Raw genomic sequence first — 21,907 nt, forward strand, 5'->3', positions numbered from 1 at the left:
CGTCGTGTACATCTCCGCGCGCGCCGACTACGCGCTCCGGGCCATGCTCGCCGTCGCCGACGACGCCGGGACCACCGGCGACCCGGCCGCCGGCGGCGGCGAGCTGGTCAAGGCGGCGAGCCTGGCCGAGGGCCAGGACATCCCGCTCAGCTTCCTCCAGGGGATCCTGCTCGACCTGCGGCGGGCCGGACTGCTGCACAGCCACCGCGGCACCGAGGGCGGGTACGCGCTCACCCGGCCGCCGGACGAGATCAGTGTGGGGGACGTGCTGCGCGCGGTGGGTGGCGCGATCACGAGCGTGCGGGGCGTTCCCGCCGACCGGGCCGGCTACCACGGCGTGGCCACCGGCCTGCGGGACGTGTGGCTGGCGGTCGACGGCGCGATCGCCTTGGTCGTGGACCGGACCACGCTCGCCGACCTGCTGAGCGACCGGGCTACGGCGCCCTGACGACGGCGGAATCGCGCGGCCGGCCGGCCTCCAGCCGGAGGGGCATGACTTCCGACCGATATGACTCTCGGGCATATTTATGCCCGAGAGTCATATCGCTTCCCAGGCATCATCCGCCCACGGGGACTACTGAGTGTGCGGGGCGCTCATTCCCGGGGTGAAGCTGCGGGCGGCGCCGCGGTCCGGCCGGTCACCGCCGGACGGCTGCCAGGGCCCGAACGCGGCCACCGCGGCGAGCGCCAGGCCGGCGCCCGCCACCGCGAGCACCAGCACCACTTCCCGCGCTCCGCTCGATCCGGCTTCCCCAGCCATGACCGCTCCCTCCACGACCGGTCGACCCCCCGACCGGTCCCCCGGGCGTCAGCATCACCGCCGGGCGCCGGTCGCGCAGTCGGGCAGCCGACCGAAAGCCGACTGATTCCCGACTCAGGACCGGGCGGACGCGAGGCGCGGTCAGCGACGGCGCGGGCGCCGGCGGGGACGGGTCGCCGGGGCGGGGTGCGCGGCGGCGGGCGCGGTGATGGTCACCGGCACGCCGGACGGCTCCCGGGCGCCGGTGAGCCGGCTCAGTTCGCTGTCGCCGGGGCGTACCCGCGTGGTCTTGGGGTTGATGCCCGCGGTGCTCATCAGCCGGGCGACGTCGCGGCGCTGGTCCGGCAGGACGAGCGTGACCACCGTGCCCGACTCCCCGGCCCGGGCGGTCCGGCCACCCCGGTGCAGGTAGTCCTTGGCCTCCGTGGGCGGGTCGGCGTTGACGACCAGGTCCAGCCCGTCCACGTGGATGCCCCGGGCCGCCACGTCGGTCGCCACCAACGCGGTGACCTGGCCGGTGCGGAACTGCTCCAGGATGCGGGTGCGCTGCGGCTGCGACTTGCCGCCGTGCAGCGCCGCCGCGCGTACGCCCTTGGCGAGCAGCTGGCGGGCCACCCGGTCGGCTCGGTGCTTGGTGGCGATGAACACGATGGTGCGGCCCTCGCGGGCGGCGATGTGCGCCAGCGCGGCCGGCTTGTCCTCCGCCTCCAGGTGCAGCACGTGGTGCGTCATCGCGGTGACGGTGGCGGTGCCCGGGTCGACGGAGTGCGTCACCGGGTCGGTCAGGAAGCGACGGACCAGCCGGTCCACGCCGCGGTCCAGGGTGGCCGAGAACAGCATCCGCTGCCCGCCGGGCGCGACCTGCTCCAGCAGCTTCGTCACCTGCGGCAGGAAGCCCATGTCGGCCATCTGGTCGGCCTCGTCGAGCACGGTGATGGCCACCTGGTCGAGCCGGGCGTCTCCCCTGTCGATCAGGTCGTGCAGCCGGCCCGGTGTGGCCACCAGCACCTCGGCGCCGGCACGCAGCGCGGCCGCCTGCCGGGTCAGCGAGAGCCCGCCGACCACAGTGGCGCAGCGCAGGCCGAGCGTGGCGGCGTACGGGGCGAGCGCGGCGGTGACCTGCGCGGCCAGTTCCCGGGTGGGTACGAGCACCAGCGCGAGCGGGCGGCCCGGGCGGGCCCGGCGGCCGGCCGTACGGTGCAGCAGCGGCAACCCGAACGCGAGCGTCTTGCCGGAGCCGGTCCGGCCCCGGCCGAGCACGTCGCGACCGGCCAGCGAGTCCGGGATCGTGGCCGTCTGGATCGGGAACGGCGCGGAGATGCCCTGCGCGGCCAGCTCGGAGACGAGCGCCGGCGCCAGGCCGGTGGCGGCGAACGTGGGCAGGGTCGTGGTCATGCGGAAAGCCTTCCTCGACGCGGCACGTGTCGAGGAAGGGCGCCGAGCTGCGGCGCGTCACCGGCTTCACCGGTGGTCACAAGCACGAACCGAAGGGGACGGGCCGGCCCGGCAGAGGCGGGCCGGCCCGTGCACCACGCCCGAGAGGGCGCGATGGTGGTGCCGGTTGATCCGAAGATCAGAGCGGGCGGATGTTCTCCGCCTGCGGGCCCTTCTGGCCCTGGGTCACCTCGAACTCGACCCGCTGGTTCTCGTCCAGGCTCCGGTAGCCGGAGGTCTGGATCGCCGAGAAGTGGGCGAAGACGTCGGCGCCGCCGTCGTCCGGGGTGATGAAGCCGAAGCCCTTGTCAGCGTTGAACCACTTGACGGTGCCAATTGCCATGTGTTTCGTCTCCTTGACGGAACGGTCGGCCCGCACGTGTTGCGGGCCGGAGAGGAGCACCCCGCGCGTGGAATACGCGGCGTGCCTGTCGCTGCTGGTCGCCCCGCCCGGAGAACTCCGGACACAACAAAGAGCGCCTGGGGCCACAATCCGCCAGGCGCACACAGAGTCTCTGGAAACCAAAACTGCAACCCAGTCAACGTATCACGGATTCGTGCGCTGCGGGAGATCCCCCGGGATTTCCGGTACGGCGGCCACCAACGCGGTCAGCCCCTCCGCGTCGAGCAGATCAGCCGGGCGGACCGTGGCGGAGTCCCGCACGTAGTGGAAGGCGGCGCCGACCCGGTCCACCGGCACCCCGGCCAGTTCCGCCCAGGCCAGCCGGTAGACCGCCAGCTGCACCGCCGCCGCGTCGGCCTCCCGGCCGGCCGGCTGCCGCCCGGTCTTCCAGTCGACCACGTCGTAGCGCCCGCCCGGGCGGGCGAACACGGCGTCCATCCGCCCCCTGACCACCACCCCGGCGACGACGGTGGCGAACGGCACCTCCACCTCCACCGGCACCCGGTCGGCCCACTCGCTCGCCAGGAAGCGCTTCTGCAACTCGACCAGCGCCTCGTCCGGGGCCGCGTCCTCGTCCGCCGCGCCGGGCAACTCGTCCACGTCGAGCAGCCGGTCGGCGCCGAAGCGCTGCTCCAGCCAGGCGTGGAACGCGGTGCCGCGCCGGGCGTACGGGGTCGGTTCCGTCGGCATCGGGCGGCGCAGCGTCCGGGCCAGCGCCTCCGGGTCGCGGCGCAACGCCACCAGCTGGGTCACCGAGAGCTGGCCGGGTAGTTCGACCTCGACCGCCTCGGCCTGCCGGGCCAGCTCCGCCCGCTCGGCGAGCAGCAGATCGGCCTCGCGCCGCCAGCGGGCCACCTCGGCGTCCTCCCCGGTCGTGGCGAGCACTGCCGCCTCGCGCCGGGCCGCCTCCGGGTCGGCCAGGCAGCGGCGGACCAGCGCCGCCGCCTCGGTCAGCGCCGGACGGCGGGCGCCGAGCGGGTCGGCCGGCCACTCGGCCCGCAGCACCGTCTCGGTGGTCGGGTTCACCGCGTCCCCGGCCGGCTCGGGCGTCCACGCGTCCACCACGTGCCCGTCCGCACCCGACAGGCAGGCGTCGTGCACCTCCCGCAGGAACACCGACGGGCCCCGGAACCGCTTGGTCCCCTCCCCCCACCAGTAGCCGGAGCAGAGCAGCAACCGGCGGGGGCGGGTCACCGCCACGTACGCCAGTCGGCGCTCCTCCCGCTCGTCGTGCGCCCGCCAGGCGTCGGTGAAGTCGGTCAGCGCCCGGGCCACGCCGCGCTGGTCCTCCGCCTCCGGCAGAGCCAGGTCGGGTAGCCCGTCCGCGTCGCCGCGCAACGGGAACGGCAGCACGCCCAGGCCGCCCAGCCAGTGGTCGGAGTTGCGCACCGGCCCCGGCCAGACGCCCCGGGTCATCCCGGCGACCGCCACCACGTCCCATTCCAGGCCCTTCGCGGCGTGCGCGGTGAGCACCTGCACCGCGCCGGCCACCACCTCGACCTCGCCGGGCGCGAGCCCGCGCTCCTCGTCCTCGGCGGCGGCCAGGTAGGCGAGGAAACCGGCCAGCGTCGCGCCGGGCGTCTCGCCGCTGAACCGGGCCGCCACGTCGCCGAGCGCGTCCAGGTGGGCACGGGCCAGCCCGGCGTCGCCCGCGCCGTCCCGGCCGGCCCGGACCGCCACCTCCACGTCGAGGCCGATGGTCCGCTCGATGTCCGCGATCAGCTCCGGCAACGACTGGTCCAGCCGGTAGCGCAGCAGCGCCAGCTCCATCCCGTACGAGCGCAGCCGCGCGAAGCCCTCGGCCGAGTACGCCTGCGCCGGCCCCGGGTCGGCCAGCGCCTCGACGAGCGTCGCCTCGTCCAGCGCGTCCACGGTGATCTCCGGGCCCTCGTCGCCGGTCAGCTCCCGGCGGCTGCGGGCGATGGCGCGGGCGCGGCGGTGCAGGGCCACCAGGTCACGCGGGCCGATCCGCCAGCGCGCACCGGTGAGCAGCCGCAGCAGGGCCGCCCCGTCGGTCGGGTCGGCGAGTACGCGCAGCGTGCACACCACGTCCCGTACCTCCGGGGTGTCCAGCAGCCCACCCAGGCCGACCACGTCGACCGGCAGCCCGCGGGCGCGCAGCGCCGCCTCGATCGCCGGGATCTGGCTGCGCAGCCGCACCAGCACCGCGGTGGTCGGGCGGCGGTCGGCCGGGATGTGCTCGGGCAGCGCACCCGGCATCCCGGCCACGCCCCGCCAGGCCGCCAGCACGTTGTCCGCGATCCAGTCGGCCTCGTCGGCGTACGTCTGGAGCAGCGCGCAGTGCACGGTGCCGCCGGCCTGCCCGCCCGGCGTGCGGTGCGGGATCGGGTCGCGGACGCTGAGCGCTGCGTGCAGTTCCGGCACCCGCGCGCCGGCCGCCCGCAGCGGCACCGACAGCGTGTTGGCGACGCCGAGGATCTCCGGCCGGTTGCGCCAGCTCGTGGTCAGGCTGAGCACGTCGGCTGCGCTGCCGTCGGTGCGGGCGAACTCGGCCGGGAACCGGTCGAGCGTGCCGGCGCTGGCCCCGCGCCAGCCGTAGATGGACTGGCACGGGTCGCCCACGGCGGTGACCGGATGGCCGCCGCCGAACAGCGCGTTGAGCAGCACCACCTGGGCGTGACTGGTGTCCTGGTACTCGTCGAGCAGCACCACCCGGAACCGGTCCCGCTCGATCACGCCGACGCCGGGGTGGTCCCGGGCCACCCGGGCCGCGCGGGCGAGCTGGTCGGCGAAGTCCATCGCCTCGAAGTCGTCCTTGCGCCGGGCGTACGCGCGCACCAGCGGCAGCAGCTTCAGCCGGGTCCGCTGGAGCTGGAGCGCCTTACGCACGTCGGCGTAGACCCGGCCCGGCCGGGACTGCACGTCGGCGAAGAACCGGCCGGTCCAGGCCGCCAGCTCGTCCGGGTCGACCAGATGCTCGTCCAGCTCACCGGCGAGCGCCAGGACGGCGTCGGTGATGGTCGACGGCATCCGGTCCACCTCGGACATGTCGCCGTCGTAGTTGCGTACCAGCAGGTCGACGAGCTGCCAGCGGGACGCCTCGGTGAGCAGCCGGGTGGTCGGCTCGTACCCGGCGCGCAACCCGTGCTCGGTGACGATCCGCCCGGCGTACGAGTGGTACGTGGACACGGTCGGCTCGCCCGCCAGCGGGTCGTCGTGCGGATCCCGCCCCGGCCGGCCGAGCCGCCGGATGAGCTGGTCGAGCCGGGTCCGGACCCGGTGTGCCAGCTCACCCGCCGCCTTCCGGGTGAAGGTGAGACCGAGGATGTGCTCGGGGCGTACGTAGGAGTTGGCGACCAGCCAGACCACCCGCGCGGCCATCGTCTCGGTCTTGCCCGAGCCGGCGCCCGCGACCACCAGCAGCGGCTCCACCGGCGCGGCGATGATCGCGGCCTGTTCCCGGGTGGGCGCGGGCAGCCGCAGCAGCCGGGCCAGCTCGACCGGCGTGTAGCGGGGCCCGGCGTCGGCGGTGCGCGGCGCGGGCGTGGCGGAGGCGCCGAACAGCGCCGGCTGAACGCTCATGAACCCTCCGGCGGTGGCTCGACCACCTGGCGGCCCTGGCCGGAGACCGGGCAGCTGGTGCGTACCGGGCAGACCCGGCACTTGGAGTTGGCCACGGCGGCGAACGTCGAGGCGGCCATCGTGTCGGCGGTACGGCGCACCAGCGCGGTGGCCCACCCCGCCTCCGGGCCCTCCCCGGCCGCGGCCTGCGTCTGCTCCCTGGCGTCCCGCGCGCCGGTGCCGAGCTGCACCAGCGCGGCACCGCCCGGTTCCTCGCCGAACTCGGCGAACCCGCCCGCCTCCACCGCCGCCTGGTATGCACCGAGCTGCGGATGCTCGGCCACCTCCCGCTCGGTGACCGCCGTCGACTTGCCGGTCTTCAGGTCGATCACCACGAGCCGCCCCTCGTCGTCGACCTCAAGCCGGTCGACCCGGCCGGTCAGCTCGATCGGACGGGACGGGTCGTCGAGGCGGACCGCGAACTCGTGCTCGATCGCGAGCAGCCGACGCGGGTTGCCGGCCAGCCAGCGCAGCAGCTTGTCCACCATCGCCTCGGCGCGCTGCCGCTCCGGGCCGGCCATCCACCGGGCGGCCAGTTCGATCGCGTCGAACCGGGCGGCCACGTACTCCAGCAACGCCTCCCGGTCGACGCTCGCGTCCTCCGCCAGCATCGCGGCGGCGTGCACCAGGTTGCCCACGCCCTGCGCGGCGCTCGCCGGGGCGCTGCCGCCATGCCGTTCCAGCAGCCAGCGCAGGCTGCACCGCAACGCGCTCTCCATCGCCGACGGCGTGACCCGCACCGGCTCGCCCTCGTCGACCAGCGGCCGGTCGTCGGACAGGCCGCGCAATCCCCACCAGTCGTCCGGGTGCGCACCGGGCACCCCGGCCGCGGCCAGCCGCGCCAGCTCACCCGCCGCCGCGTGCCGCCGGGTGATCGGCGTCGCCGGGTCGGTGACTGCGGTACGCAGCTCCGCCACCAGGGCGGACAGGGTGAGCCCACGCGGCGGCAGGGTGACCGGGAGCGCCGTGGGCGGCCCGTCCTGCGGATGCTCGTCCCCGTGCGGCACCGGCCCGTCGGCGGCGCCCCCACGCGTGGCCGTACCGGTCGGGCCGTTTCCGGTCGGGCCGTTTCCGGTCGGGCCGTTTCCGGTCGGGGCCGGGCCGGTCGGGGCCGGACCGGTTCCGCCGGTGGCGGGCGGGTCGGCGGCGGCCAGCTCGTGCAGGAAGCGGCTCGGCTGCTCCTCGTGGTCGTCCCCGCCGACCGCGGCGGACGCGACAGCGGTGACCAGCAGCCGCCGTCGCGCCCGGCTGATCGCGACGTGGAACAGCCGCCGCTCCTCGTCGAGCAGCGCCGACGTCTGCCCGACCAGGCTGGCCCGCAGCCCGGCACCGTCGGCGCGACCGGCGAGCACGTCGACGAGCCGCTCCGAGCCGAGCAGGCTGCCGCGCAGGCGCAGGTCCGGCCAGACGCCCTCCTGCACCCCGGCCACCGCGACCAGATCCCACTCCAGCCCCTTGGCGGCGTGCGCGGTGAGCAGGCGTACCGCGTCACCCCGGTCGGCGGCGGCGGCGAGCGTGTCGGCGGGCAGCTCCTGCCCTCCGACGTGGTCGAGGAACACCTCGGTACGCGCGCCGGGCAGCCGGTCGGTGAACCGGGCCGCCGCGTCGAAGAGGACGAGTACCGCGTCCAGGTCACGGTCGGCAGCCTCGGCCCGCCAGCGCTGGGCGGTCTCGTGCTCGCCGGTAGCCGCCCGCCCCCGGGTGATCGCCCCGGCCCAGCGTTCGGCCAGCCCGCTCTCCCGCCACACCGCCCAGAGCACGTCCTCGACTGTGGCGCCGGACCGGCCGGCCGTCTCCCGGGCGGTCGCGAGCAGGTGCGCCACCGCCTGTGCGGGCCCCGCCCAGCGACGCTCGATGGTGGCCAGTTCCACCGGGTCACGCAGCGCCTCCACCAGCAGCTCCCCGGACGGGCGGCGGTCGCCGCCGGCCAGCGCCAGCGCCCGCAGGCCCTGGCGCAGCCGCCGCTCGGCCAGCGGGTCGGCGCCGCCCAGCGGCGAGTGCAGCAACGCGACTGCCGCCTCCTCGTCCAGCCGGTCGGGTTCGAGCGCGCAGCGCAGCAGGAGCAGCAGCGGGGCGACCGCCGGCTGGAGGTGCAGTGGCAGGTCCTCGCCGTGCACCACGGTCGGCACACCGGCCGTGTGCAGCGCACGCCGCAGCGACGGCAGTTGCCGGCCGGTGGAGCGGACCAGCACCGCCATCCGGGACCAGGGCACGCCGTCGAGCAGGTGCGCCTCGCGCAACGCGTGCGCCAGCCACGCCGACTCGCTGGTGGCGGACCGGAACGTCAGTACCTCCACCGTTCCGGCGGGCGCGCCGGGAAGCGGGCGCAGCCGCCGGTGCGCCGCCGGGCCGCGCAGCCGCCGGGCCAGCCGGGCGGTGGCCGCCAGCAGTTCCGGCCCGGCCCGGTACGAGGTGGTGAGCGTGACCTGCGCGGCCGGCGCACCGGAGGCGGTCCGGAAGCGGTGCGGGAACGTGGTGACGCCGGCCGGGTCGGCGCCGCGGAACGCGTACGTGGACGAGTCCGGGTCGGCGAACGCCACCAGGGACCGCCCGCCCCCGGCCACCACGGCGAGCAGGTCGAGCTGGGCCGGGTCGGTGTCGGCCAGCTCGTCCACGTACACGTGGGCCAGGCGACGGCGCTCGGCGGCGAGCAGCTCGGGATCGTCGAGCAGCATGCCGGTGGCGGCACGCACCAGCTCCGCCGGGTCGTACGCGACCGAGCCCCTGTTGCTCACGTCGCGCAGGGCGAGCACGGCGACGTACTCCCGCAGGAAACGCGCGGCGGCCGGCCAGTCGGCGCGGCCCAGCTTCCCGCCCAGCCGGGCCAGCTCGACCGGGCCGACGCCGCGCTCCGCGGCACGCATCAGCAGGTCGCGGAGCTGCTGGGCGAACGCCCGGGTACGCAGTGCGGGGCGCAGATCCTCCGGCCAGCCGACCGGGTCGTCGCCGGGTTCCTCCCCCACCACGTCGAGCAGCTCGCGGATGATCAGGTCCTGTTCCGGGCCGGTGAGCAGCCGGGGCGAGGGCTCACCGCGTTCGGCCGCCGCGCGGCGCAGCAGCCCGAAGGCGTACGCCGGGAACGTGCGCACCAGCGGCTCGCGGACCACGCGGTGCCCGTCGCCGGCGATCCGCGCCTCGATCCGGTGGCGCAGTTCGGTGGCGCCGCGCCGGCCGAAGGTGAGCACGAGGATCCGCTCCGGGTCGACACCCTCGCCCACGCGGGCGGCGACCGCCTCGACCAGAGTGGACGTCTTCCCGGTGCCCGGGCCACCCACGACGAGCATCGGCCCGTCGGTGTGCGCGACCACCTCCGCCTGCACCGCGTCGGCGTTCGTGCCAGGCTCCGGGTGCGCGGCATCGCCCGCCGACCCCCCGGATCGCGGCTCCGCATCGGCCGGCCCGCCGGGCCGACCCACCCCCTGCCCCGCCCCGGCGTCGTGGGTGACCCCCGCCCCCGCGCCGCCGGGCCGGCGCACCAACCGGTACGCCTGCATCACCGACATCCCACCACGCCGGTACGACACCCGGAAACCGACCGCCGTCCCGCCCGTCACCAGCTCACCCGCATGCAACTTCTAGATCAACACCACCACGGGGAAATGGCCACATCACACAAGCCCGGACACCACCACCTCCCCGAGATGGTGTCGATCACGCACGGGCGGCCGACCGGGCGCGCGGGTGTCAGGTCAGGCGGGCGTCGATCAGGTCCAGGGCGGCGGGGACGCTGCCGGCGACCATCAGCAGGTCCAGCGCGGCCGGCTTGAGGAACCGCTGCTCACCGAGCCCGCGGATCCAGTCGAGCAGCGGCCGGTAGAACCCGTCCACGTCGACGATCACCATCGGCTTGGCGTGCAGGGCCAGGGTGGCGGTGGTCCAGACCTCGAACAGCTCGTCCAGCGTGCCGAGCCCGCCGGGCAGCGCCACGAACGCGTCGGACTTCTCGTCCATCAGCGTCTTGCGGCTGGCCAGGCTGTCGGTGACCAGCAGCTCGTCGGAGTCCAGGTCGGCCACTTCCAGGTCGACCAGGGACTGCGGGATGACGCCGACGGTGCGACCGCCGGCCGCCCGTGCGCCCTGCACCACGGCGCCCATCATCCCGACGCAGCCGCCGCCGCTGACCAGCGTGTGGCCGCGCCGGGCCAGTTCCTCGCCGGTCTCGGTGGCGAGCGCCAGCCAGCGGGCGTCGAGAGTGCGGGAGGACGCGCAGAAGACACAGACGTTGGCCACGGATCAGCTCCGTCCCGCCGGGCCCTCGGGGGCCGCCTCGGCGGCGGCGCGCTGGTCGGCGGCCACCCGGGCGACCGCCTCCTCGCGGACCGCCTCCTGCTCGGCGGAGAGTACGGCCTCGGCCTCCACGATGTGCCGGACCGCCTCGTTGACGTCGTCGGTGAGGCAGATCAGGTCGAGGTCGGCCGGGCCGATCTTGCCCTCGGCGGCCATCGTGCCGCGGAGCCAGTCGAGCAGCCCGCGCCAGTAGTCGGTGCCCATCAGCACGACCGGGAAGCGGGTCACCTTGCCGGTCTGCACCAGGGTGAGCGCCTCGAACAGCTCGTCCAGGGTGCCGAAGCCGCCGGGCAGCACCACGAACGCCTGGGCGTACTTGACGAACATGGTCTTGCGGGCGAAGAAGTAGCGGAAGTCGATGGCCAGGTCGACCCAGTCGTTGAGGCCCTGCTCGAACGGCAGCTCGATACCGAGCCCGACGGAGAGGCCGCCGGCCTCACCGGCGCCCCGGTTGGCGGCCTCCATGACGCCGGGGCCGCCGCCGGTGATCACGGCGTACCCGGCGCGGGCGAGGGCGCCGCCCAGCTCCTCGGCCATCCGGCACTCCGGGCTGTCCGGCTTGCTGCGGGCGGAGCCGAAGACGCTCACCGCCGGGGGCAGGTCGGCGAGGGTGTCGAAGCCCTCGACGAACTCGGAGAGGATCCGCAGCGCGCGCCAGGCGTCCTTGGTCTTCCAGTCGCTGCGGCCCCGGGAGTCGAGCAGTCGCTGATCCGCCGTACTCGTCGGAATCGCCCGGTTTCGCAGCGTCACCGCGCCGCGGTGCCGTTCCCCCCGGTTCCGCTCCTCCCGCCGGCCGTCCCCGGCCGGCATTCCCCTGCTCTCGCCCATGGGGCCACCGTAGTAGAGGGGCTCCGGCGCGGCGCGCAGGCCCGGAAGCCGGAAAAATCTTTGGGATCCGGGCAACTAAATCGGTCGCACGTACGTCTTACTATTCACATACCCGGTATACCCCGGGCGACGCGCCTTCGGGGGAGGAGCCAGCGTTGATCAGTAACAGCGAGATGATCCGGATTCGCCGTCAGATGCAGCGGCGGATCCGTGACGTGGTGGCCGAGCGCCGCCGCGCCCGGATGATGGAGACCCACCGGTCCGACCTGACCGGCGAGACCGGCGAGGCGGACGCACCCCTGACGACGACCGTCTGACGATCCCGGGGCCCGCGAGGCGGGCGCGGGCCCCGGGATCGCAACGCGTCAGGCCGGGGCCAGCCAGCGGTGCAGCGTCGCCGCGCCGTCCCGGATCTTGGTCAGTTCGACGTGCTCGTCCTTGTGGTGCGCCAGGTTCGGGTCGCCAGGGCCGAAGTTCAGGGCCGGAATGCCCATGGCCGCGAACCGCGCCACGTCCGTCCAGCCCAGCTTGCCGATCGGCGCGGCACCGACCGCCGCCAGGAACTCCTGCGCCGCCGGGCTCTCCAGTCCGGGCGGCGCACCGGCCGCCGCGTCGGTGACCTCCAGCTCGAAGCCGGCGAAGACCTCGCGCAGGTGCGCCTCGGCGCCCGCCGGGTCGCGGTCCGGGGCGTACCGGTAGTTGATCTCGATCTCGCAGCGGTCGGGGATGACGTTGCCGGCGACCCCGCCGGTGATCCGGACCGCGTTGAGGCCCTCGCGGTAGTCGCAGCCCTCGATGGTCACCCGGCGGGCCTCGTACGTGGTCAGCCGCCGCAACACCTCGCTCGCGCCGTGGATGGCGTTCACGCCGTGCCAGGAGCGCGCCGCGTGGGCCCGCTCGCCGTGCGTGGTGACCACCGCCCGCATGGTGCCCTGGCAGCCCGCCTCGACGATCCCGTACGTCGGCTCCAGCAGCACCGCGAAGTCGGCCTCCAGCCACTCGGGGTGGCTCTGCGCGACCAGGGTGAGGCCGTTGTACTTCGACTCGATCTCCTCGGCCTCGTAGAAGAAGTACGTGACGTCGTAGCGCGGGTCGGGCAGCGTCACCGCCAGGTGCAGCGCGAAGGCGACACCGGACTTCATGTCGGAGGTGCCGCAGCCGTACATCAGGTCGCCGCGCATGGTCGAGGGGAAGTTGCCGTTGAGCGGAACGGTGTCCAGGTGGCCGGCGAGCACCACGCGCTGCGCCCGGCCCAGGTCGGTACGGGCCATGACGGTGTTCGAGTGCCGGTAGGTGGTCAGGTGCGGCACACCGCGCAGCACCTCCTCGACGCAGTCGGCGATGGCCTTCTCGTTGAGGGACACCGACTCGATGTCGACCAGGGCGCGGGTCAGCGCCACCGGATCGGCCAGGACCTCGGGGGTCAACGGGTTCTGCATGTCTCGCACGGTACCGTCAACCTCGGTGGGCGCGATGAACACGTGCCGCGCCCCCGGCCGCGAGCAGCGGCGGACGCCGCCGCCGGAGGAGAAGGGTGACATCGTGACGTCCGCACCATCCGCCTGGGGCATCGGCCTGGCCACCGTCACCGCTCAGGACCAGGTGCTCGACACCTGGTACCCGACCGGCAAGCTGGGTCTGGGCGAGCTGCCGCTGGTGCCCGGCGAGGACCGGGCCGACGTGCTCGACCTGCCTCCGGGCGCGATCGGCGAACGGGCGCTGCCCGGCCTGCGCACGGTCGAGGTGACCACCGTGATCGGCTCGCTGGACGACCCGATCAAGGACGCCGCCGACGCGTACCTGCGGTTGCATCTGCTCTCCCACCGCCTGGTGCGGCCCAACGAGCTGAACCTCGACGGCATCTTCGGCAAGCTGGCGAACGTCGCCTGGACGTCGGCCGGGCCGTGCCCGCCGGAGCGGGTGGACGAGCTGCGCGTCATCGAGCGGGCCGCCAGCCGCCACCTGGCCGTGTACGGGGTGGACAAGTTCCCCCGGATGACCGACTACGTGGTGCCGTCCGGGGTGCGGATCGCGGACGCGGACCGGGTCCGGCTCGGCGCGTACCTGTCGTCCGGCACCACTGTGATGCACGAGGGCTTCTGCAACTTCAACGCGGGCACGCTGGGCACCTCCATGGTCGAGGGCCGGATCGTGCAGGGCGTGGTGGTCGGCGACGGCTCCGACGTCGGCGCCGGAGCCTCGATCATGGGGACGCTCTCCGGTGGTGGCACGGAGAAGGTGCGCATCGGTGAGCGCAGCCTGGTCGGCGCGAACGCCGGCATCGGCATCTCGCTCGGCGACGACTGCGTGGTCGAGGCGGGCTGCTACGTCACCGCCGGCTCCAAGGTCACGTTGCCGGACGGCCGGACCGTCAAGGCCCGCGAGTTGTCCGGCGTCGACGGGCTGCTGTTCTGGCGCAACTCGGTGACCGGCGCGCTGGAGGCGAAGCCCCGCACCGGCCAGGGCATCGCGCTCAACGCCGCGCTGCACGCGAACGACTGAGCCGTACCCCCGTCCGGGTCCGCGACGGCGACCGCCGCGCGGACCCGGACGGCCGGCTCACCGCAGGCGGTACGCCTGGACGATCCGCTGGGTCACGGTGTTGCCGGCGTCGTCACGGGCGGTGGCCCGCAGCGACGCGTACCCCGGGCCGGCCGGGTGCCGGACGGTGGCCGTCCACCCCCCGCCCTGCTTCTTCAATGCCGCCTTGCGCCAGGTCTTGCCGCCGTCGTAGGAGACGTCGACGGTGAGCGCCACGACCCGGCCGGACGGTGCGCCGGGCTGGCGCTGCACCGTCACCGGCACGGCGAACGTCCGGCCCGCCGGGGCGGAGCTGTCCACCGCCAGCGGCGGCGTGAACCGGACCGCCATGGCCGGGAGCCGGGCCGGCACGTCGCCCGGCACGCGCTTGGAGCGGAACGTCCACGTCGCCGAGACCTCGGTGCTCAGGTCGGTGAAGCCGCGCGTCGCACTCGTCTCCAGCCGGTAGTTCGCCGTCCCCGGCGGCACCGTGAACTCGCCGTAGCCCGGGTAGGGCGACTCACCGACCAGCTTGCCGTTGCGGTAGAGCCGGGTCTGCTCGGTGTCGTTGAGCGAGCCGCCCGGGTGCCCGGCCGCGTCGCTGTGCACCGGCAGCAAGACCACGAGGGTGTCGCCGATACGGGTGATGCCCTCCTCCGGCCACTGCGGCTGCGGGAACGACGGGCCGAACGGGGCCTTGTTCCACTCGTCGCGGTAGGTGTGCCCGGCCCGGTAGCGGGTGGGCACCGACTCCAGCACCGCCCGCGGCTGGAGCCACCCCTGCTCGTCCCGCTCGCCGAAGGCCAGCTCGGCGCTCCAGCGGGTCCGGGTGGTGCTGAGGTGGTCGATCCGCTTGCCGGGCACCCGGACGGGCAGGACGACCGCCGAGCCGCCCATGTTGTAGTCGGGCTCCGCGTACACGACCAGTTCGGTGTCCATTCCGGTGTAGCCGGCCGCGAACCGGTTCGCGACGGTGGCCAGGTCGCCCGGCCGGTAGTGCCGGACGAAGCCGGTCGGGAACCGGCCCGGGAACAGCTCGTTCAGGCCGTAGAAGTACGGGCTGCGCTCGGGCGCTGTCGGCTCGGCCCACTGGCTGGCGAGCGAGCCGACGAACACCTTGTCCGAGACGGTGCGGCCGAGTTGGGCGGAGTGGAGACCCTCGAACCTGTCGGCCCAGAGCCCGAAGCTGTTGTAGTAGTCGCCGAATCCCCAGGCGGCGGAGAGGTCGATCAGCAGTGGCGCTGCGCCACGCTGCGGCACCGTGGTACGGATCGGCTTCGCCCGCCGGGCGTCCAGCGTGAGCCGCTGGTTCCCGGTCACCACCAGTTCCGGCTGGGCGAGGAAGGAGACCTCCGACCAGCCCTGTTCACCGTCCACGAAGATCAGGCTCTGCACGCCGTACCGGCCCTTCGGTACGCGGATGCGGGCCTCGCCGTCGGCGTCGTACACGTCGCGGTAGCTGACGTCGTCGAGCCCGAGCAGCGTGGTGTAGTAGCCGCCGGTCAGTGCGCCGGAGCGGTCCCGATGCGTCACTGTGAGGTCGTAGCTCTCCACCTCGCGGTCGACCGCGAGCGGCGTCACCGCCACCGCGTCGCCGGCTCGGGCGACCAGGCGGCCGGTCCAGTAGCCGTCGGCGCCGAGCCTGGTGTCCACCACGACCGTCACCTGGGCGGTGCCGCCCGCCGGGACGGTGAGCCGGGAGGCGCTGAGCGTGAGCATGCCGGCCGGTGCGGTCCGCCCGCCCGGCCCGGTGAACTCGGTGCTCAGGTCCAGCGTGAGCGGGGTGGTCCCGCCGTTGCGGTAGGTGACCGTCCGGCTGATCGGCTGGTCGTCGGTGTGCGGCCAGGTCGCCACGCCGAACGAGACGGACGCCGGTTCGCTCGTCACCTGCTGGGTGATCGCCCGGGCGACGTCGACCCGGCCCGCGCCCTGCTGGAACGCGGTCTGTCCCGGGTGCGGCTTCGCCGAGGCCATCAGCGTCGCCTTGTAGCGCTCGGGCGTCCAGCCGGGGTGCTGCTGGGCGAGCAGCGCGACCGCGCCGGCCACGTGGGGGGCGGACATCGACGTGCCGGACAGTGAGGCGTACCGGTCCCCCACCGGGTCGCCGATCTGTCCGTTCGCGGCCCGCGCGGCCACGATCTCCACACCCGGCGCGGTGATGTCCGGCTTGATCGCGCCGTCGCCGACCCGGGGCCCGCGGCTGGAGAAGTCGGCGAGTTCGTCGTCCCGGTCCACCGCGCCGACCGCGAGTGCGGCCTCGGCAGTGCCCGGCGAGCCGACGGAACCGTCGGCGCCGTCGTTGCCGGCGGAGATCACGAACAGCGTTCCGTACTGCTCGGTGAGCGTCCCGACCGCCTCCTCCAGCGGGTCGACCTCCGGGGTGTCGCCGCCGCTGAGGCTCATGTTGACCACAGTGGCCCGCTGCTCGGCCGCGGCCCACTGCATGCCCGCCAGGATGGCCGAGTCGGTGCAGCCGTAGACCTCGCACACCTTTCCGGACAGCAGCGTGGCGTCCGGCGCCACGCCCCGGTACTTCCCGCCCGAGGCGGCGCCGCTGCCGGCGATGGTGGAGGCCACGTGTGTGCCGTGCCCGACGATGTCGTCCGGGTTCTCCTCCTCGGTGAAGTTGCGCGACTGCGCGACCCTGCCGGCCAGGTCCGGGTGGGTGAGGTCGACGCCGGTGTCGAGCACCGCGACCCGCACGCCCTTACCGGTCCAGCCGGCGGCCCAGGCGGTCGGCGCGCCGATCTGCGGCACGCTGTGATCGAGTGTCAGCCGCCGCCGACCGTCGAGCCAGATCCGGTCGACACCCCCCGCCGCGTCGAGCCGGGCACCGGAGCGGTCGGCGCTCACCGCCTTCCAGAGCGCGCCGGTGTCGCCCTTGTCGGCGACGACAGCCGCGCCGGCGATCGCCGGCAGGTCGCGGATCACCCGCGCACCGGCGAGCGGGGCCGTCGCCCGCCGGGCCACCCCCGGCCGGTACGTCACGAGCAGCGGTACGGTGCCGCGGCGCGCGTCGTCGTACCCAGCCTCGATCAGCCCGGTCACGTCGAACAGCCGCCGGTCGAGTTTGCCGGCGCGGACCAGCGGGAGTGCGTCCTGCGGCAGCACGGTGAGCCGGTCACGCTCCCGCCCGACCAGGAACTGGATGCCGGCGCGGCCGGCGCCGGGGCGTACCGCGGCACGGCCGCCGGAGGCGACGGTGACCCGGTCGCCGGTGATCAGGGTGACGGTGACCGGGCGGACGCCGGTCTGGGCGGACGGGCCGGTAGGTGCGGACGGGCCGGCAGGCGCGGCGGCCGGCGCGGGCACCGGCAGGCCGAGCGCCAGCGCCAGGCCGAGGCCGAGCGCCGTCAGCTTTCTGCGGTTCCGGAGCAACCTTCCTCCTTCGTCAGGCGTTTCATCGATGAGAGACACATCGACGCGGGTATCAGGATTGCATACCGGGTATGCAACAGGAAGTCGCCGATCCGACGGAACCACCACCCCACTCCCGGGCGGGCCGGGACGATCGAGCGATGACCTCCATGAAGGACCGGATGCTGGCCGGCGAGCGGTACATCGCCGACGACCCCGCGATCATCGCCGACCTGGAGCGCGCGGCCCGGCTCGGCGAACGCTTCAACCGCAGCCCCGCCGACGACCCGCCGGCCCGCCTCGCCGCCCTGCGCGAACTGCTCGGCTCACTCGGCGAGGACGCCTGGGTCCGGCCGCCGCTGTACTGCGACTACGGCTCGCACACGCACATCGGCCCGCGCACCTTCGTCAACTTCAACGCGGTCCTCCTCGACGTCGCCCGCATCACGATCGGCGCGGACGTCCAGATCGGGCCGAACGTGCAATTGCTCACCGCCACCCATCCGGTGGAGCCGGAGGCGCGCCGGGCCAAGTGGGAGTCGGCCCAGCCGATCACTATCGGTGACAACGCCTGGCTCGGCGGAGGCGTGATCGTGCTGGCCGGAGTGACCATCGGAGAGAACACAGTGGTCGGCGCCGGCGCGGTGGTAACCCGCGATCTGCCCGCCGATGTGGTGGCGGTGGGTAACCCCGCTCGCCCGATCAGGAGCCTCACTAAACCATCCTGAGCTGCTGGAACGACCGTTCCAGCGGATGCGGATTCCCGGCCCGTCGCGCACTCTGGGTAGTAGGGCGTTCACCGGGAGGCACAATGGAACGGGTTCTCGAACTGCGGGTGCACGGGGTCTCCAACACCCCGCCGGATCAGCTGCTCGGCCTGACCGCCGCCGTCAACGGTGACGATGCGCAACCAGCGCTCGTCGCCGGTGGTCAGGTGACCGGCTTCTACCGGTCCAGCACCGCGGGCCGGGACGACCCGATCACGGTCGAGGCGTACAGCTGGGGGCAGTTGACCTCCGGCGCGCGGACCCGGCGGGACGTGGAACGAGCGCTGTGGACGCTGATGCTCCCTTTCGCGCTCGCGAACGTCGCGCTGCACGCCCGAGCCGGCATCCCGCCCGACCCGGACCAGGAACGCTGGGCCAGCCGGTCCGGCATCACCGCCTGGCTCATCCGCCTGTTCTGCCTGAGCCTGACCTGCACGCTCGTCCTCACCGTGACCGGCGTCGGGGTGGATCTGATCGGCTGGCAGTGCGTGGAGGCGGACTGCCTCGGCCGGATCCCCGGCCCGTGGGAGTTCCTCGGCGACTCCTGGTGGCGCGAGGACACCCGGGCGCTCGCGCTCGGGCTGATGCTGCCGCTGCTCGTGCTGGCCGCGATCGGGCTCGTCGCCTTCCGCACCTACCAGTACGAGGCGCAGATGCCCGCCGACCCGCACCACCACGCGCCGGTCCGGGAGGGCGGGGAGCCGGTCGAACGACCGGACCCGCGTGAGCCCCCGCAGAACCCGCTCCAGGATCCGACGTTCTGGAACGGCGAGGGGCAACTGCGCCGGGCCGCCGTGCTGCACCTGTGCACCGGCGCGGTCAGCGCCGCAGCCGTACCGGTCGCCGCGGTGCTGATCATGGACCCGCCGCGCGGTGTGCGGGCCGTCGTCGCCTGGCCCACAGTGGCGCTGCTCGCCGCCGTGGTGGTGATCGCCGTGGTCGCGGTCGCCCGGCCCTGGCTGAGCCGGCGGCAGGGCGCCACCCCGCTCGGCCGGTGGAGCGCGGCGGTCGCGACGCTCACCGCCCTGGGACTGGTCGGGACGTTCCTCCTGCTGCTGCTTCCCGACGGGGCGGCCGGGCAGCCGCTGTCGACGTACCGGCCGCCGGACGGGTGCGTGGCCCGCACGGACGCCGCCGGCTGTCACGCCGACCGGTCCCTGCCGGGGTACGACACCGCGATCGCCTGGCTCGTCGCGTACCAGGTGTTGTTGCTGCTCGCCATCGCCGCGGCGAACCGCTCCGGCCGCCGGGCGCTGATCGGACCCGCCGCCGGGATGCTGCTGCTGCCGCTCGGCGCGGCCTGGATCGAACGCGGCCTGCCCGCGCTGCCCGCCGCGCCGGACGCGCTGCGCACCTGGATGCTCGTCGGCCCGGCGGTCGCGCTGGCCACCGCCGGACTGTTCCTGCCCCGCCTGCGGCCGGCGGTGCCGACCCAGCCGCTCGGCGCGTACACCGATCTCGCCTGGCGTGGCTGCGCCCCGGCGGTCATCGCCGGGTTCGGCTGGATGATGGCGGTGGCGTACTGCGCCGGGCTGCTCTACTGGGTCAGCGACCGGCTCGACGCGTCGGCCCAGCCGAGCGGCCCGAGCCGGGTCATGCCGCCGCTGGCCGTCTTCTGGGCCGGGCTGGCCTGCGCGATCGGCCTGGCCGCGTTGATCGGCCTGCTGATCCGGGCCGTCGTCCTGCTGCATCGCCTGCGCCGGACCGAATACGCCCGGCTCGCCGCCACGCCCGGCCTGTCCGCCCACGACCTGCGGCGCTGCCGCGACGTCAGCACCTACCGCGCGCTGCACCGGCTGGTCGGCGAGCACGCGGTACGGCTGCTGGGCTGCTACGCCGCGTTCTGCGCGATCCTGGTCACGCTCTGCTGCGCCGCCGCGCTGTCCGGCGAGCGGCCCAGCCCGCTGTCCCCGTCCGGCTGGCAGACCGCCATCCACTGGACCGCCGAGCGCGGCGACGCCGTCCTCGGCTGGCTGCCGGTGGTGATGGCGGCGCTCGGGCTGCTCGTCTACCGCACCGACTCGGTACGCCGCTCGGTCGGGGTGATCTGGGACGTGTGCACGTTCTGGCCCCGGGCCGCGCATCCGCTCGCGCCGCCCAGCTACGCCGAGCGTGCCGTACCGGAACTCCAGACCCGGGTCGCGGGGCTGCTGGCGCTGCCGCCGCACCACAGCGACCGGATGGACGGCGTCATCCTCTCCGGGCACAGCCAGGGCACCGTCATCTGCGCCGCGGTGCTGCTGCAACTTCCCCGCCGGTGGCGGCTGCGGACCTGGTTCTTCTCCTACGGCTGCCAGCTCACCCGGCTGTACGGGCGGGTCTTCCCGTCCTACTTCGGACCGGAACGGCTGCGGGCGCTCGCCGGCGCGCTGACCTGGCCCGGCGGGCACGTGGCCTGGACGAACTTCTGGCGGGACACCGACCCGCTGGGCTGGCAGGTCAGCGCCGGTCAGCGGGACGTGCCGGTGGCCGACCCGGAGGCGCTGCACCCGTCCGGCGGCGAGGTGGCCGACCCGCCCATCCGCAGCCACAGCGGCTACCCGGAGGCGGTGGAGTTCACCCGGGAGCGGTCGGTGGTGGCCCGGCTGCTGCGCCGCACCGTGCCCTCACCCCGGCAGCGGACCGGCTGACCGTGCGCCACTCCCCGGCGGCGGGTCGGCCGGCGGTGCCCGGCGTCATGCCTGGGGCGGGTCGGCCAGGCGTACCACCAGGTCGGCGTGCCCGGCCGTACCGGCGACCAGCCGGGCGTTCTCCTCGTCGCTGCCCAGCGCCCAGGCGCGGGCCTGCTCCGGCGACTTCCCGTACGCCTCGTGCCGGGCGGTGAGCCGGCGCAGCCGCAGCTCCGCGTCCAGGTCGAGGAACCAGACCTGGTGTACGAGCGTGCGAACCTCCTCCCACGGGTCGTCCCGCAGCAGCAGGTAGTTGCCCTCGGTGACCACCAGGCGCACCTCGGGCGGCACCTCGATGGCCCCGGCGACCGGCTCCTCCAAGTCGCGGCGAAACTCCGGCGCCCACACCGACGTCGGCTCCAGCCGGCGCAACCGGCGCAACATGGAGACGAAGCCGTTGACGTCGAACGTGTCCGGCGCTCCCTTGCGCCCGGCCCGGCCGAGCCGCGCCAGCGCCGGCCCGGCCAGGTGGAACCCGTCCATCGGGACCAGCCGGGCGGCCGGGCCGAGCGCGGCCACGATCCGTTCCGCCAGTGTCGACTTGCCCGCCCCCGGCGCCCCGGCGATGCCGAGCAGTTGCCGCGGGCCGTCCTCGGCCAGCGCACGGGCCCGGGCGATCAACTCGTCGAGCCCGAGCACCTCCGCCTGTGGCATCAGCCCAGCACCGGCTCGCTGATGGTGAACCGCGCCTCGACCGCCGCCTGCACCGGCTGCGGCGCCGGGTCCAGCTCCAGCTCCAGCGCCAGCTCGCCGGACCGCGCGTACGCCGCCTTGACCATCATCGGCGGGCCGGCGCTCATCCCGGTGTCGGACAGCTCGCGCAACGCGATCACCCGGGCGCCGAGCGCCTCGGCGTACTCCCGGGCCCGGACCAACGCGTCGGCGATGGCGGCCTGCCGCACCTCCCGGTAGGCCGGACTGTCCGGCCGCAGCGACCACACCGGCCCGGCCACCTCGACCTGCTCCTGGTCGGCCAGGCGGAGCATCAGGTCACCGAGCGCGGTGAAGTCGGTGGTCGTCACGGTGGTGCTCACGCTGCCCTGGTAGGCGACCACCCGGTCGCCGGAGCGCTTCGTCACCGGCCGGACGTGGACCTGGCCGGTCTCCCGGCGCTCCACCGCGGGCTCGGCGGCGTCGAGCAGCGCGCGCACCGCGGCGGCCCGTTCGGCCAGCCGGGTCAGCGTGGTCTCCCGGTCCCGGTCGCGCGCCACCGCCGTCACGGTGAACCGGGCCAGCTCGGGGGCCACCTCCCGGTACGCCTCACCGCGTACCGCCACGACCGGTGCGTCCGCCATGCCGC

16 protein-coding genes are annotated in these 21,907 nt (G+C 74.6%); 5 read left to right on the forward strand and 11 right to left on the reverse strand.

Going from position 1 to position 21,907, the window contains the following annotated elements:
• Window positions 1–4: 4 nt before the first annotated feature.
• Window positions 5–448: an Rrf2 family transcriptional regulator gene (locus tag KSK32_RS06660; RefSeq protein WP_216929541.1), complete on the forward strand. Its 444-nt coding sequence runs from the start codon at window positions 5–7 to the stop codon at window positions 446–448.
• Between the two features lie 126 nt (window positions 449–574).
• On the opposite strand, the gene KSK32_RS06665 is transcribed toward KSK32_RS06660, so the two are convergent.
• The 7 genes from KSK32_RS06665 to KSK32_RS06695 form a co-directional block, all read right to left on the reverse strand.
• The gene (locus KSK32_RS06665; RefSeq protein ID WP_216929543.1) at window positions 575–760 is read right to left on the reverse strand and encodes a hypothetical protein; all 186 of its coding nucleotides are present in this window, start codon (window positions 758–760) and stop codon (window positions 575–577) included.
• Between the two features lie 141 nt (window positions 761–901).
• Window positions 902–2,155: a DEAD/DEAH box helicase gene (locus KSK32_RS06670; protein WP_216929545.1), complete on the reverse strand. Its 1,254-nt coding sequence runs from the start codon at window positions 2,153–2,155 to the stop codon at window positions 902–904.
• 178 nt (window positions 2,156–2,333) lie between these two features.
• Entirely contained in the window at window positions 2,334–2,537 is a 204-nt protein-coding gene (locus KSK32_RS06675; protein WP_013288421.1) for a cold-shock protein, read from the reverse strand.
• Window positions 2,538–2,741: 204 nt separating this feature from the next.
• Complete coding sequence (locus KSK32_RS06680) at window positions 2,742–6,140, reverse strand: ATP-dependent helicase (protein WP_216929547.1); 3,399 nt, start codon at window positions 6,138–6,140, stop codon at window positions 2,742–2,744.
• Window positions 6,137–9,673, reverse strand: coding sequence for an ATP-dependent helicase (locus tag KSK32_RS06685; protein WP_216935865.1), 3,537 nt, complete (start codon window positions 9,671–9,673; stop codon window positions 6,137–6,139). The genes KSK32_RS06680 and KSK32_RS06685 overlap by 4 nt, the downstream gene beginning before the upstream one ends.
• 190 nt (window positions 9,674–9,863) lie before the next feature.
• On the reverse strand, window positions 9,864–10,409 hold the full coding sequence (locus KSK32_RS06690) for a TIGR00730 family Rossman fold protein (RefSeq protein WP_216929549.1): 546 nt from the start codon (window positions 10,407–10,409) through the stop codon (window positions 9,864–9,866).
• Between the two features lie 3 nt (window positions 10,410–10,412).
• Window positions 10,413–11,294 carry a TIGR00730 family Rossman fold protein gene (locus KSK32_RS06695; protein WP_374226696.1) on the reverse strand — a complete coding sequence of 294 codons (882 nt, stop codon included), beginning with the start codon at window positions 11,292–11,294 and terminating at the stop codon, window positions 10,413–10,415.
• 155 nt (window positions 11,295–11,449) lie between these two features.
• On the opposite strand from KSK32_RS06695, the gene KSK32_RS06700 reads away from it, so the two are divergent.
• On the forward strand, window positions 11,450–11,611 hold the full coding sequence (locus KSK32_RS06700; protein WP_181726661.1) for a hypothetical protein: 162 nt from the start codon (window positions 11,450–11,452) through the stop codon (window positions 11,609–11,611).
• Window positions 11,612–11,659: 48 nt separating this feature from the next.
• Here the strand turns inward: KSK32_RS06700 and dapE are convergent, their stop codons facing one another.
• A complete protein-coding gene (dapE, locus tag KSK32_RS06705) occupies window positions 11,660–12,733 on the reverse strand; it encodes a succinyl-diaminopimelate desuccinylase (protein ID WP_030273854.1) in 1,074 nt (357 codons plus the stop codon).
• A 103-nt stretch (window positions 12,734–12,836) separates the two neighbouring features.
• On the opposite strand from dapE, the gene dapD reads away from it, so the two are divergent.
• Window positions 12,837–13,796 carry a 2,3,4,5-tetrahydropyridine-2,6-dicarboxylate N-succinyltransferase gene (gene dapD, locus KSK32_RS06710; protein ID WP_216935868.1) on the forward strand — a complete coding sequence of 320 codons (960 nt, stop codon included), beginning with the start codon at window positions 12,837–12,839 and terminating at the stop codon, window positions 13,794–13,796.
• Between the two features lie 57 nt (window positions 13,797–13,853).
• Here the strand turns inward: dapD and KSK32_RS06715 are convergent, their stop codons facing one another.
• Window positions 13,854–17,192: a S8 family serine peptidase gene (locus tag KSK32_RS06715; protein ID WP_216929551.1), complete on the reverse strand. Its 3,339-nt coding sequence runs from the start codon at window positions 17,190–17,192 to the stop codon at window positions 13,854–13,856.
• Window positions 17,193–17,332: 140 nt separating this feature from the next.
• Here KSK32_RS06715 and KSK32_RS06720 point away from each other — a divergent pair, with 140 nt between their 5' ends.
• Entirely contained in the window at window positions 17,333–17,899 is a 567-nt protein-coding gene (locus tag KSK32_RS06720) for a sugar O-acetyltransferase (protein ID WP_216929553.1), read from the forward strand.
• 83 nt (window positions 17,900–17,982) lie between these two features.
• Window positions 17,983–20,568: a hypothetical protein gene (locus tag KSK32_RS06725; protein WP_216929555.1), complete on the forward strand. Its 2,586-nt coding sequence runs from the start codon at window positions 17,983–17,985 to the stop codon at window positions 20,566–20,568.
• A 45-nt stretch (window positions 20,569–20,613) separates the two neighbouring features.
• Here KSK32_RS06725 and KSK32_RS06730 read toward each other — a convergent pair whose 3' ends face one another.
• Together KSK32_RS06730 and KSK32_RS06735 are read right to left on the reverse strand one after the other, a co-directional pair.
• Window positions 20,614–21,261 (reverse strand): nucleoside/nucleotide kinase family protein, encoded by a 648-nt coding sequence (locus KSK32_RS06730; protein WP_216929557.1) that lies wholly within the window; start codon window positions 21,259–21,261, stop codon window positions 20,614–20,616.
• Entirely contained in the window at window positions 21,261–21,902 is a 642-nt protein-coding gene (locus KSK32_RS06735; RefSeq protein ID WP_216929558.1) for an SIMPL domain-containing protein, read from the reverse strand. The genes KSK32_RS06730 and KSK32_RS06735 overlap by 1 nt, the downstream gene beginning before the upstream one ends.
• Window positions 21,903–21,907: the final 5 nt, after the last annotated feature.

Origin of the sequence: Micromonospora sp. WMMB482 (genome assembly GCF_019038635.1) — a bacterium.
Lineage (GTDB): Bacteria > Actinomycetota > Actinomycetes > Mycobacteriales > Micromonosporaceae > Micromonospora > Micromonospora marina.